We start from the raw sequence: 12,896 nt of genomic DNA, 5'->3' as shown, positions 1-12,896 counted from the left end.
CATTTACAAACAATCCGAATTGATCGCAGAGCTTGGGCTCTATACCTCGGTTTACAGCCCTAACAGCCTTGGGTTCAGTAGTCAGTGGTTTGAACATAATGCGAACATTCGCAAGGATCATGGCTTGAACAAGAATACAACCTTTATGGTCATCCCGGAAGTCTGGGCAGGTCGTTTTGGGTACGAGCTTTATAACCAAGGTTTTAAATACGCGATCTATGTGCAGAACGCGTATTATCTCGATGCTGCATTGAAATGGGGTCACAGCTCGGAACAGGTCAAGCAGGTCTATGAAAACGCTGAGCTTATTCTATCCATCTCACGCGATACATCTGCAATGGTATCGATGATCTATCCCGGCCTTGATAAGAAAAAAATTATCAACATACTGCCGCATGTCAGCGACGAATTTGCACCGGGCAGGAAGGAAAAAATTATTTCCTATATGCCGCGCAAACTACCGACCCACAGCAAGCGTATGGCGTTTTTCATTAAGGAGTATCTGCCGGAGGATTGGAAACTCGTTCCGATTGAAAAAATGAGCGCCCCTGAGACCGCCGCGATTATGGCCAAATCCAGTATTTTTCTATCTTTCAGCGACATAGAAGGCATAGGCTTGCCGCCGTTGGAGGCGGCTCTCTCGGGTGCGGTGGTGGTTGGATATACGGGGCAGGGTGGTCGGGAATATTTTAAGAAACCCAATTTTGCCCTGGTTCAAAATGGTGATTTCCGAACCTTTACGCTAGCAATATCTGACGCGATTAAAACCGTCGATAAAGGTCTTTTAGAGAGTAAAGAGTTTGAGGCGGGGCGTGTCGCACTGGCGAAAAAATACAGCCGGGACAAAGAGCGTGCTCGGCTTGCGGATTTTGTAAGTCGGGTGCCGATGAGTGAGTGAAGATCCGGCTTAGGTCGCACCGGCCTAAGTTCTTGGCATAGCGATTAGGACTAAAGGCGGTCAGCCCGACATGTTGATGGCCAAAGGCATTATAGATGCCCATTGGGGTAAAAAAACAAAAACAACATCTTACTCCGCCTTGACTGATTGTTTGTGAAGAAGGATTTAATTTAATTTCGCCGTTTTTACCAATCTATTCATCACTGAGGTTGCTACGCGAGACAATTGGGTTTTCTTAATATCTTCCAAATTGTGAAAATCATTGCCTACGACCACTAACCCTAACATTCCCATGTTACCATGTGGGGTACACTGATATAAATAAATTCCAGGAACTTCAAAAACAACAGAGTGAAACGCGTCTATTTCTGACTTTGCTGGAAGCGCGTCCATTTTTGGACCTGCGAGAAACTCTACATTATGCCCCTTACTTTTTGGCAACCATTCTATAGTGTCTCCTATGTCGATATGTGCAACTTCAATGCTGTATGAGTCATACTCTGTAAAATTAATTTGAATAGTGCCAGCGGCAGCAAGGTTGGTATTAATTAAAAGGGTGAAAATAGAGAAAAAAGACAGTAAATAGTGCATAGTTTGAAACCTTAAAATGAGATGACGATCCATTATGTCGGCGCTAGATCGAGTTATAAATGTAAAGTAGGTGCTGGAAAGTAAATAACCATCACTCTGATATAATATTGATGGGAAGTATTTGAAAATTATTTTAATTATTTAAATAATCTCGAAATAGTAGTTTTAATAATATCCTATATCTTATTGATTTTTAGAAAGGAAATTTTTCATTTTATCTTATGTTTTCTTGTAAATATAATGCCCGCTCTCCTCTCCTTTAAATTTTACAGATAATGCGAATTCAATCTATTAATAGAGGCATCAACATTTGCAAAAATGAAAAACTGCTCCAAACTATTCCACAGTTAATGCTTTTGCTAGATTTCTTGGATGATCGCTGAATATCTGTAATTTCATTCTGAAAAATAATCTTCGTCTATTTTGTAGGTATGGTGCGTTGAACGCAACTCCACACCAACTTTATTTTCAATAAGAAGACTGAGTAATCTCTCGCGATTTACGCAGACGATTTTCTCACGAACTGTCTCAAGATAACTGAGAGCATCTGTGGTAAAATCAGATGTTGTAAAAAATACACCCTTTGTTGCTTTTCTACCGCTTAATGAACCAACAAATTTTTGTAAATCTGGACGACCAACATTATTGCCCTCCTTATATCGTTTCGCTTGCACATAAACTATCTCCAACCCTAAAACATCTTGATAAACTAGTCCGTCAATCCCACCATCCCCACCTTTGCTTGTAACGGTAGTTCCATCAAAGTTTCCGTATCCCATCTTTTTAAGCAAATCTACAACAATGCGTTCAAAGAAATATGGAGATGAATCATAAACTTGATTCAGCAACTCTTGCTTTAATTCATTTGTTATATTTTCAAAAATGCCATCAATCTGTTCAGTTGGGGTAAGCATATCTGCTTGCTGTTCTTCAGAAACTGGTATTTTTTCAGATTTTGCTCCTTTGAATGCTCTATATTCTTCAAATTTTTCCAAAGTCTTGTTTGTTATATTTTTCCCGAACTCGCCTCTAATTTGTTTTCCTCTCTCAGTTATCACGTATTTACCGCGTGCTGGTTTATCCATCAACTTTGCGTGTCTAAGATAGTGAATACCCCACCGTAATCTGTTCCTTACCGTTGGTTCGCCAGAAGGATTTTTTACTTTTTGGGCATCATCGGAAATATTCATTTCTTCACATATAAGAGTTAAATACTCATCTGATGTTTGCGGTTTATCTGCAAACATCAGAATATATGGGTAATAATCTTGATAACTGGGAAGTTTCATTTTAATAAATCCTAGTTTTTATTTTTATTATTAAATATCAATAGTTAAATCGTTGCGGGACTGCAGGGTTGATCACTTTAAGACAATGGCATTTAATTTTTTACCGTCGACAATGACGTAACCAGCATCGGGACAAGCAACAATGGTTGGGTAATACTCATACATGTATTCGTACTCATATTTTATTTGCCAAACGCTTCCGTCTGACAACACAAAAATTTCATCGTTATTGCCCATAAATGGCGTAGGTTTCACTATTGATGACTTATAGCAACCACCTGAGGTTTGAGTTGGCATTGAAGAAGATTTAATCGCTAAAGCGCTAATTTTTTCGCCATCATCAATATTGGTAATCTCATATATTTTATAAGTTGTGCCCGTATAATCAAAAAGGTTAGGTCCACAAACCAACAAATCACTCATCGGCAACCAGAGGAGTGCAGTTATGCTGTCGCCTCCAAGCGATTCAAAAATGTCCCCAGAGAGCGTTTGAAGCATTTCACCATCGCTATTTTCGGTTAACGTATCTTGCTTGCATTCGAGAGCAAGCGCCGACGAGACAAAACCAATATAAAAAACAACACTTAAAAAAAAATGTCTCATACTTTTGCCTCAGTATTTAGAGATGTATCTCACAAACCTTTACTTGATCCATATCACATCGTTAGAGTTTTTCCCACCTCACCTCAAACTTTGAAATCTCTGGTTCAAACACTTCCTCTTTTCTAGATAATCTCTCTTCTCTTTGTCTGTATCGCTTCAGGACTGCAAAGACATGATTGCCCTTCCACTCCTTCCCAGTCAGAGTGGTGATGTTCTTTGAGTTGAGATGTTGCGCAATTCTTCGATATCCAAGACCGCTCTCATGAAGTGATTTGATAAGGTCATGGATTTCTTTTTGAGACTTGGAATAACCAATTCCACCTCTTTGACTAATCAGTTTATTAGTCTGAACAGAGACTACAAAGCAAAGAAAATTTGCATATTTTGGTTCTGAGTTTTCACCACTCAAACCTACTCGACTGTCACAGATTTCGCGAGGTTTCGCGGTTGATCCACGTCTGTGCCTTTGGCGACAGCGGTGAAATATGCGAGCATTTGCGCCGGAACGGCATAGACTATTGGGGCAATGATATCATGGCATTCGGGCATTTTGACGCCTTGCCATATGCCCTCTCCTGCCTGCGACACACCTTCTTGGTCAGATAAAAGGATGACTCGGCCCTTGCGCGCCATAACCTCTTGGACGTTCGAGATGGTTTTATCAAACAGTGCATCGCGCGGGGCCATCACCACCACGGGCACCTTGTCGTCCACAAGTGCAATCGGGCCATGCTTTAGCTCGCCAGCAGCATAGGCTTCCGCATGGATATAGCTGATTTCTTTAAGCTTTAGAGCGCCTTCATGCGCTAGCGGATACATGATGCCGCGTCCTAAAAACAGGATATCGCGGGCCTTGGCCAATCCGCCTGCCACATTGCGAAAGCTGTCCGATTGATCTAGCGCCAGATTGATCAAGGATGGAAGGTTTCGGATTTGGCTAATCAATTCGGCCCGTTGATCAGCGCCCAGCTCTCCGCGATCTTCTGCGGCTTTGAGCGCCATCATAAGCAAAACTGTCAACTGGCAGGTAAAGGCCTTGGTCGAGGCAACGCCTATTTCCACCCCTGCATGGATTGGCAGCGACACATCGCTTTCCCGCGCGATCGAGCTTTCGGCCACATTGGTCACTGACCAGATATGATCGGCCTTATGGCGGCAATACCGCAGCGCGGCCAAAGTGTCGGCGGTTTCGCCGGACTGGCTGACGAAAAGCGCCATGGTGCGCGGCGGCACTGGCGGCTCGCGGTAGCGGAACTCAGAGGCGACATCAATCTCAACTGGTATACGGGCCAGCTTTTCAAACCAGTATTTGGCGGTCAGACAGGCAAAATAGGCGGTGCCGCAGGCCACCAAAGTCAACCGGTCAATCTTGGTAAAGTCGATCTCGGCGCCAGCAAGGTGAATTGTGGCGCCATCGGGAATATAGTGGCTTAGCGCCGCGCCAAGCACGCTGGGCTGCTGATAGATTTCCTTTTCCATAAAGTGGGTATACCCATCTTTGTCGATCCGGTTTTGATCGCCGCGAATAACGCGAATTTCACGGTTGACCAAAGCACCATCGCTGCCAAATATCTCGGCGCCGGAGCGGGTGATGACGGCATAGTCGCCCTCTTCAAGATAACAGATGCGGTTGGTCATCGGGGCCAATGCGATGGCGTCCGATCCAATAAACATTTCTCCGTCGCCATAACCGATGGCAAGTGGTGATCCATGCCGCGCCGCAATCATCAGGTCTTCTTCGCCTTCGAATAAAAAGCACAAAGCAAAGGCGCCTTTCAGGCGTGCGAGCGTATTTTCCACGGCGACCTGTGGGCTGTGACCTTTTAAAAGATAGCTCTGCGCCAGCATGGCGATGGTTTCTGTGTCGGTATCGGTCGTGGGGGTAATCCCGTCACTGGCAAGCGCTTCACGTAGCTCTTGAAAATTTTCAATAATGCCGTTGTGCACAACGCAGACCCCGCCGGTGCGATGCGGGTGGGCATTTTCCACATTCGGTGCCCCATGGGTGGCCCAACGGGTATGGCCAATGCCAGACTTGCCGACCAGCGGTTCATGCACCAAAAGATCGCTCAGCTCGGCAAGCTTGCCAACTGCACGGCGCCGCGCGAGACGGCCGCCATTAACCGTTGCAATGCCGGCACTGTCGTAGCCGCGATATTCAAGCCGTTTGAGTGCATCGACCAAAATAGGCGCCACTTCGTGGTTGCCCAAAACACCAATAATTCCACACATTACTTGTTCTCCAAATCACTTTTGGCTTTTCGTTTTTTAAATAAATCAAATAATTTGATCGCCAGACCGGTTTTATTGACCTGTTTGGCCCGCGCCAGTGCCAGATCACCCTCTGCAACATCATCGGTGATGACCGATCCGCTGCCAGTCATGGCTTGCGCTCCAATGCGCACTGGCGCCACCAGCATAGTGTTTGATCCGATAAACGCACCAGCGCCAATATCTGTGCGATGTTTCATCACCCCATCGTAATTGCAGGTGATGGTGCCAGCGCCCAGATTTGCCTTGGCGCCAACCGTGGCATCACCGACATAGCTCAGGTGGTTGATTTTAGCACCTTCGCCCACTTCGGCGTTTTTGATCTCGACAAAATTACCAACCTTTGCTGCTTCGGCCAACTCTGTTCCCGGGCGTAGCCGCGCATAGGGCCCAACCACGGCGCCTTTGGCCACATGGCACCCCTCTAAATGCGAAAATGCACGGATCAGCGCGCCGCTTTCAATCGTCACTCCGGGGCCAAAAACAACGTTCTGTTCGATTGTGGCATCGCGTCCGATCACCGTATCGTAGCTAAGATAAACGCTTTCTGGCGCTGCCATAGTGACACCGTTTTCCAGTAGGTCATTGCGCGCGCGGTCCTGAAAGGCTGCTTCGGCTGCGGCAAGATCAATGCGCGAATTGACGCCCAGAGTTTCGGCTTCGTTGCAAATCACCACCTGTGCGCTCTGGCCTGACTGCTGCGCCAAAGCAACACAATCTGTAAGGTAGTATTCACCCGCAGCATTGTCGTTGCTGACCTGATCCAGAAGGGCAAAAAGCCCGCTGGCTTTGGCCAGCATGACGCCGCTGTTGCACAGTGTTATGGCGCGCTCTTCGGCGCTTGCATCTTTAAACTCGACTATCCGCTTAAGGCTATCACCTTGGGTGATCAACCGGCCATAGCGCCCGGGATCAGCCGCGTTAAAGCCCAATACCACCAGATCAGCCGTTGCCCGTGCGGCGGTCATCTTCGCCAGAGTTTCTGGGCCAATAAAGGGCGTATCGCCATAGAGTACTAGCAGATTCCCATCAAAATTTTGCAGCTCAGGACGGGCTTGCAACACCGCATGGGCTGTGCCCAGTTGTTCCTGTTGCAAGACAATTTTTGCCTCTGGTGTATGGTCTTGGGCGCAGGTCCTAACCTGATCCGCGCCATGACCAGCGACAATAACCGTGCGCTCTGGCTCTAAAGGCGCTGCCGACGCCATAGCATGTTGCAAAAGGGCTGCACCGGCCACAGGGTGAAGCACTTTGGGAAGATCAGAGTTCATCCTTGTGCCCTGTCCGGCAGCCAAGATCACAACGGCGGTTTGCATATATAAAATCCCTTATGTTTTGCCAGCACCTTATCATATGTCTTTGGCTTTGGTGCAAGATAGAGATCGTCAACTTGCATTGCAGATTGTAACACAGCATGGCAGGGTTTCGCCGACCGACTATATTGATGGCTCAAATCACAGGTGAATTTATGACAACGGTAATCTTTGATCTTGATGGCACATTGGCCGACACCAGTGGCGATTTGATCGCTGCTGCAAATCAATGTTTTGCGCAGATGGGGCATGACGATCTTTTGCACCCCAAAGCAGATGCGGCCACAGGCATGCGCGGGGGCGGGCGATGCTCACCTGCGGGTTAGAGCGTTTGGGAAAGATGGATGAGGCAGTGGTGGATGCCTATTACCCAATTTTGCTAGAGGCTTACCGAGATAAGATTGATGTGCACACAAAGCTGTTCCCCGGGGCAATGGAGGCGGTTGGGCGGCTACGCGCGAACGGTGTCAAAGTGGGTATTTGCACCAATAAACCCGTTGCGCTTGCCGAGTTACTGCTTGACCGGCTTGGCGTACGTGAGGCCTTTGCCGCCCTTGTCGGTGCCGGTAGCCTTGCGGTGCGAAAACCTGATCCAGAGGCGTTTTTTGAAACGGTGCGGCAGCTTGGGGGGCAGGTTGAAGAAGCCGTTATGGTGGGCGATACGGTCACTGATCACAAAACGGCCCGCGCGGCCGGAGTGCCATCCATTCTTGTCGATTTTGGGTTTGGAGAAGGCGATCTGGCGTTGCTAAAGCCCGATGCGATCCTAAAGTCGTATGACGATTTTGAGGATTGTTTGGAGCGGGTTTTGGGGCAACCTATCGGCGGACTCTAGCGCGCCAGTATCTATTGGATGGCAGTAAAGGTATCACTGGTAATTATACTAAGGATACTGCCATGATATTACATCACCTTGCACTTTCAGTTGTTTGTTTGGAAGAAAGTCAAAAATTCTACGATGCGGTTTTAATGCCTTTGGGCTACGAGCTTGTTGAGCAAAATGAGGCTATTTTGGTTTATGATAAAGATAATGAGTGTGAGTTTCTGCTTTATAAATCTGATCCTAAACGCTCAGGTGACGCGCATCAAATATACCAACCCGGTTTCCATCATATAGCTCTAAAGGCTTCAAGCGCTGAACAAGTAGATGCCATCTACAAATCTATTGTGAGACTATTTGGGAAAAATCACATCATAAATGCCCCTAAGAATTACCCTGAATACCACGGGTCACGGTATTATGCTGCCTTTGTTTTAGACCCCAGTAACCTAAAAATAGATATTATGTATCAAGAGAAGTCTTAGAGACTTGGTGGAACCCTTAGGGGCAAGGCGCGGTAATTGCTACGCTCCATCAGCGGCCTTAAAGCAAGCGTTTTGGAGGGCTGTTACCGTTCTTAAGTGAGTATTTATGCAAAGAAAAAATATGAACTGATTTAATCTGACCTGATTTAAAGTGGGCACAGGATGTGTTGGGATAGGGTGCTGAGGGCAGTTTTGTCCAAGGTCTCTACGGCACTTTCAATGTCGCCGGCGCGGTGCGGCCCCAAAACCGGATCGGCAAGCGCGTGATATTTTTCGCGTAGCTCTTTCTCGGATGGCGGCGCGGCAGCATCCCAGCGCGCTTCGCTCCAGTCGCTTTCATAGTGGCGCCCATCCAAAAGCGTGATGGCGACCCGCGCCAGGCGCCGCGCCGGAAAGGCGGCATTGGCGGTGTCATCTTCGCGCAGGGTTATAGCATGCGACAGACGCAGGATTTCTGGGTCGGTCAGATTGTCGTCTGCGATATCTGCAGGTGTAACAGTGCCGCGCGCCAGCGCTATGGCGACCGGAAATGAGGTTGAGTATTGCGCCTCTTCCGTGGTGCGCGGCGTTGAGGTGGCCAGGCGTACAGACTGATGGAAGGTGATGATTTCGATCTTATCAATCTGCGCGGGTTGGATGTGATGGGCTTGGCGCAGCTTGAGTGCTGCCTCAATCGGTGGCTGGGCCCAGCGGCACACCGGATAGGGTTTGAAATATTGCTTGCGCAGGTACCAATCTGCGCCAAGATCCTGCCAGTATTCCGGCGCTTGCTCGATGGTCAGCGCCGGGGCGCCGGTAAAGCCGCTAAGCGCCAGTTTTACCGCCGCAACCCCGGTCATGGCGCCCCAGCCTGCACCGTCTTTGAGCATTGTGGGGTGGTCAATGCAGCGCATCATCTGGCTGCGCGGGCCGTGGTATTCTGCAATCCCGAGCGCGTGTCGTGTTTGGTCAGAGGTCAGGTTTGCAATGCGCGCGCCAGCGGCAGTCGCAGCGGTGGCACCCCAACTGCCCGAGGTATGATAGTCGGGCACGGTGCCATGCTGCGCCATCGCCGCCCGCGCGCCAAACTCATAACCCATAATCAGGCTGTTTAAAAAATCTTGTCCACTGATGTTGGCCTCATGGCCAAACATCAGTGCAGCGGGCATCATCGGGCATCCAATATGGCCCTTGGCCGGGTTGAACCCGTCGTGGCCATCAAGGCTGTCTATGGTCATACCTGCTGCGAGCGCCGCGCCTTGGGCGCTGGCATGGCGGCCGTCAAACAGCATTGGCAGGGTGCCGCCAAAGTTCTCGGTGGCGTGATCGTTTATAATCTGCGCTAGACGGGTTTGGCGGCCCGCGGCGGCAATGCCGATTAAATCGAGAAGATTGAGTTTGATGCGCGCGCGCAAATCAGGTGGTGCGGCGTGCATATCAAAAGCATGAATGAATTTGAGCGGCGTCATAAAACATTCCTTTCGGGGCTAAAGGTATTGTTTGCCTGACGCCGATGGCTTTCTGCGGCCTTTGCGACATGATTGCAGTGCATATGTCGCTCAAATGCCATTGACCTCGCGCTTTCTCTAGCGCATCAATGCTGCATGATTGAACGATTTTCTGGTCAATTTACACAGCAAGAACCGATCCCTGAGGATGCGGTGGACGCCGCTGTTGCGGTGCTAAAAACTGGTCGTTTGCACCGCTATAACGTGGCTGAGGGCGAGCTGGGTGAAGTGGCGCTTTTGGAGCAGGAGTTTGCCGCCTCGGTTGGAGCGCGCTACTGTTTGGCGGTGGCCTCGGGCGGGTACGCTTTGGCCACAGCTTTGCGGGCTTTGCAGGTCGGGCCGGGCGATGCGGTGCTAACCAATGCCTTTACTTTGGCACCGGTGCCCGGCTCTATCGCTGCGGTGGGCGCGCGGCCGGTGTTTGTTGGCGTGACCGAAGATCTGGTGATCGATCTGGCGGATTTGGAAGCCAAGGCGGATCAGGCCAAGGTTTTAATGCTAAGCCATATGCGCGGGCATATATGTGATATGCAGCGCCTGATGGAGATTTGCGATGCGGCCGGAATTACCGTTATTGAAGACTGTGCGCACACGATGGGGGCACAGTGGGATGATCAATGGTCTGGTCGCTTTGGCCGCGTGGGCTGCTATTCCACCCAGACTTATAAACATATGAATTCGGGTGAGGGCGGATTTCTAATCACCGATGATGCACAGGTTATGGCGCGGGCGATTATGCTATCAGGATCCTATATGCTGTATGAAAAGCATCTTGCCGCGCCGCCACCAGCGGCTTTTGAGACATTGCGCTATGAAACGCCGAATATTTCGGGCCGCATGGATCATCTGCGTGCGGCTATTTTGCGTCCGCAACTGCGGCGGCTTGAAGCCCAATGCGAGGCTTGGAATAGCCGTTATCAAACAGTTGAGGCCGGCTTGCAGGAAACGCCGGGGCTGTCTTTGGTGCCGCGACCTGCTGCGGAAAAATATGTCGGATCTTCTATTCAGTTCTTGCTGCTCGACTGGCCGCCAGATGCGGTGCAGGATGTGCTTACGCGCTGTGCAGGTCGCGGCGTTGAGCTAAAATGGTTTGGCGGCGCCGAGCCAAGCGGTTTTACATCGCGCTATGACAGCTGGCGATATGCTGAAAGCGCCCCGATGCCGAAAAGTGACCGCATTCTTGCTGGCTTGATTGATATGCGCATTCCGCTCACCTTTTCGCTCGAAGACTGCGCGCTTATTGCTAGAATAATCCGGGCAGAGGTCAGCGCGGTCTATCAAGCCGCCTAAGGCCCAGCCAAAGCGCTCTGCTGGCTTGATTGGGGCCAGTGGCACGCTCTTTATTTGCCAGTATGATCCTATAAAAAGCGTGAAACCTGCGAATATTGCTTGACCTATTAGCTCCCACACGGCTAAATATGAACAGTTGTTCAATAAATGAGGTTGCGGATGTTTAACGCTGCGATGGAATTTGATCTGGGTGAAGATGTGACTGCTCTGCGTGAGCAGGTGCACCGCTGGGCGCAAGAACGGGTTGCGCCCTTGGCCGCCGAGATTGATCAAAGCAATCAGTTTCCCGCGCATCTTTGGCGTGAAATGGGGGATTTAGGCCTTCTAGGGCTGACGGTTGATGAAGAATTTGGCGGCGCTGGTATGAGCTATCTGGCCCATACGGTAGCAGTGGAAGAGGTTGCGCGCGCGAGCGCCTCTGTCAGCTTGTCCTATGGGGCGCACTCCAACCTCTGTGTTAACCAGATCAAGCTCAACGGCACCCAGGCGCAAAAGGAAAAATACCTTCCACGGCTGATTTCGGGCGCGCATGTGGGTGCCTTGGCGATGTCTGAGCCTAGCGCCGGCTCTGATGTGGTGTCGATGAAGCTAAAGGCAGAAAAGCTAAACGGCTATTATCGGCTCAACGGCAATAAATACTGGATCACCAATGGGCCGGATGCAGATACGCTTGTGGTTTATGCGAAAACCGATCCGAGCGGCGGCTCAAAGGGCATCACGGCTTTTTTGATCGAAAAGGAAATGACCGGATTTTCCACCTCGCCGCATTTTGACAAATTGGGGATGCGGGGCTCGAACACCGCCGAACTCATCTTTGACGATGTCGAAGTGCCGTTTGAAAATATGCTCGGCGAAGAGGGTAAGGGTGTGCAGGTGCTGATGTCCGGTCTGGATTATGAGCGGGTTGTGCTTTCGGGGATTGGCTGCGGGATTATGGCCGCCTGTCTGGATGAGGTGATGCCTTACATGGTCGAGCGCAAGCAATTCGGCCAAAGCATTGGCGATTTCCAACTGATGCAGGGCAAAATAGCCGATATGTACACCGCAATGAATTCAGCGCGGGCCTATGTATATGAAGTGGCCAAAGCCTGTGATCGCGGCGCAGTGACCCGCCAAGATGCTGCGGCCTGCGTGCTTTATGCCTCAGAACAGGCGATGCAGGTTGCGCATCAGGCAGTACAGGCGCTGGGCGGTGCGGGCTTTTTGGCAGATGCACCGGTGGCGCGCATTTTCCGCGATGCAAAGCTGATGGAAATTGGGGCGGGGACCTCGGAAATTAGGCGCATGCTCGTAGGGCGCGAATTGATGTCGGCCATGCGATGAAACAGGTTTTCGCGATCACAATTGCGATAATCTGGCTTATGGGGCAGGGGGCTTTGGCGGATATTTTGAAACTTTTAGAAACCGGGGAAAAGACCTCCAACCAGCCGCATGTGAACGCCGGTGCAAACTGTGATTTGAAAATGACTGCGGATCCTGCATTGCTCCTTTGGTCACTGCGGCAACCGTGATGCAAATTGGAACGTTCTCTTTTGCTTGGATTGCTATGGCGCTGTTTATAGCGGTTGTCGGACTTATCGCGCTGCGCCTTGGGGTGCAAACCACTACCTTAAGCGAGACTGACATCATTGATCACTACAGCGCGCTTTACCTTGAAAATGAAAGTGCCGAGGGACGGTCTGCGCAACTGACAGATTGTTATGCTCTCGCAGGTCGCGCTTTTTGGGAGCGGATTGAGGTCGTTTGCCAGCCGGCAAATGCTGCACCCTACAGGTATGTTGCCGGCTATTGGGGGCAATTGTTGCACTTTAAAAGAAGTCTTGCCAACGACCTTGTTCCAAGAGCTTAG

Annotated in this window: 13 protein-coding genes and 1 pseudogene; 7 read left to right on the top strand and 7 right to left on the bottom strand. The window is 49.8% G+C overall.

Features of this window, described 5'->3' with window-relative positions:
• Nucleotides 1-19 precede the first annotated feature (19 nt).
• A complete protein-coding gene (locus tag GN278_12205) occupies nt 20-898 on the top strand; it encodes a hypothetical protein (protein XAT61445.1) in 879 nt (292 codons plus the stop codon).
• Nucleotides 899-1,063: 165 nt separating this feature from the next.
• Here GN278_12205 and GN278_12200 read toward each other — a convergent pair whose 3' ends face one another.
• The 6 genes from GN278_12200 to glmU form a co-directional block, all read right to left on the bottom strand.
• Nucleotides 1,064-1,489 (bottom strand): pseudoazurin, encoded by a 426-nt coding sequence (locus GN278_12200; GenBank protein XAT61444.1) that lies wholly within the window; start codon nt 1,487-1,489, stop codon nt 1,064-1,066.
• A gap of 395 nt (nt 1,490-1,884) precedes the next feature.
• Nucleotides 1,885-2,778 (bottom strand): restriction endonuclease, encoded by an 894-nt coding sequence (locus tag GN278_12195; GenBank protein XAT61443.1) that lies wholly within the window; start codon nt 2,776-2,778, stop codon nt 1,885-1,887.
• Between the two features lie 72 nt (nt 2,779-2,850).
• Nucleotides 2,851-3,381: a hypothetical protein gene (locus tag GN278_12190; protein XAT61442.1), complete on the bottom strand. Its 531-nt coding sequence runs from the start codon at nt 3,379-3,381 to the stop codon at nt 2,851-2,853.
• Nucleotides 3,382-3,442: 61 nt separating this feature from the next.
• Nucleotides 3,443-3,868 (bottom strand): hypothetical protein, encoded by a 426-nt coding sequence (locus GN278_12185; GenBank protein XAT61441.1) that lies wholly within the window; start codon nt 3,866-3,868, stop codon nt 3,443-3,445.
• Entirely contained in the window at nt 3,793-5,613 is a 1,821-nt protein-coding gene (gene glmS, locus GN278_12180; GenBank protein XAT61440.1) for a glutamine--fructose-6-phosphate transaminase (isomerizing), read from the bottom strand. Before glmS ends, GN278_12185 begins: the two co-directional genes overlap by 76 nt.
• On the bottom strand, nt 5,613-6,968 hold the full coding sequence (gene glmU / locus GN278_12175) for a bifunctional UDP-N-acetylglucosamine diphosphorylase/glucosamine-1-phosphate N-acetyltransferase GlmU (GenBank protein ID XAT61439.1): 1,356 nt from the start codon (nt 6,966-6,968) through the stop codon (nt 5,613-5,615). Before glmU ends, glmS begins: the two co-directional genes overlap by 1 nt.
• Nucleotides 6,969-7,120: 152 nt before the next feature.
• Here glmU and GN278_12170 point away from each other — a divergent pair.
• Nucleotides 7,121-7,800: pseudogene (locus GN278_12170) on the top strand (HAD-IA family hydrolase).
• A 62-nt stretch (nt 7,801-7,862) separates the two neighbouring features.
• On the top strand, nt 7,863-8,270 hold the full coding sequence (locus GN278_12165) for a hypothetical protein (GenBank protein XAT61438.1): 408 nt from the start codon (nt 7,863-7,865) through the stop codon (nt 8,268-8,270).
• A 146-nt stretch (nt 8,271-8,416) separates the two neighbouring features.
• On the opposite strand, the gene GN278_12160 is transcribed toward GN278_12165, so the two are convergent.
• On the bottom strand, nt 8,417-9,718 hold the full coding sequence (locus GN278_12160; protein XAT61437.1) for an MmgE/PrpD family protein: 1,302 nt from the start codon (nt 9,716-9,718) through the stop codon (nt 8,417-8,419).
• 135 nt (nt 9,719-9,853) lie between these two features.
• Here GN278_12160 and GN278_12155 point away from each other — a divergent pair, with 135 nt between their 5' ends.
• From GN278_12155 to GN278_12140, 4 genes are all read left to right on the top strand, one after another.
• Nucleotides 9,854-11,047: an aminotransferase gene (locus GN278_12155; GenBank protein ID XAT61436.1), complete on the top strand. Its 1,194-nt coding sequence runs from the start codon at nt 9,854-9,856 to the stop codon at nt 11,045-11,047.
• A 159-nt stretch (nt 11,048-11,206) separates the two neighbouring features.
• Nucleotides 11,207-12,370 (top strand): isovaleryl-CoA dehydrogenase, encoded by a 1,164-nt coding sequence (locus GN278_12150; protein ID XAT61435.1) that lies wholly within the window; start codon nt 11,207-11,209, stop codon nt 12,368-12,370.
• A complete protein-coding gene (locus tag GN278_12145) occupies nt 12,367-12,558 on the top strand; it encodes a hypothetical protein (protein ID XAT61434.1) in 192 nt (63 codons plus the stop codon). The genes GN278_12150 and GN278_12145 overlap by 4 nt, the downstream gene beginning before the upstream one ends.
• Nucleotides 12,558-12,896 carry a hypothetical protein gene (locus GN278_12140; GenBank protein ID XAT61433.1) on the top strand — a complete coding sequence of 113 codons (339 nt, stop codon included), beginning with the start codon at nt 12,558-12,560 and terminating at the stop codon, nt 12,894-12,896. Before GN278_12145 ends, GN278_12140 begins: the two co-directional genes overlap by 1 nt.

The organism is Rhodobacteraceae bacterium Araon29, assembly GCA_039640505.1.
In the GTDB taxonomy this organism is placed as follows: domain Bacteria; phylum Pseudomonadota; class Alphaproteobacteria; order Rhodobacterales; family Rhodobacteraceae; genus CABZJG01.
The sequence above is the reverse complement of the archived record's forward strand: the minus strand, read 5'-3'. Positions and strand labels throughout refer to the sequence as shown.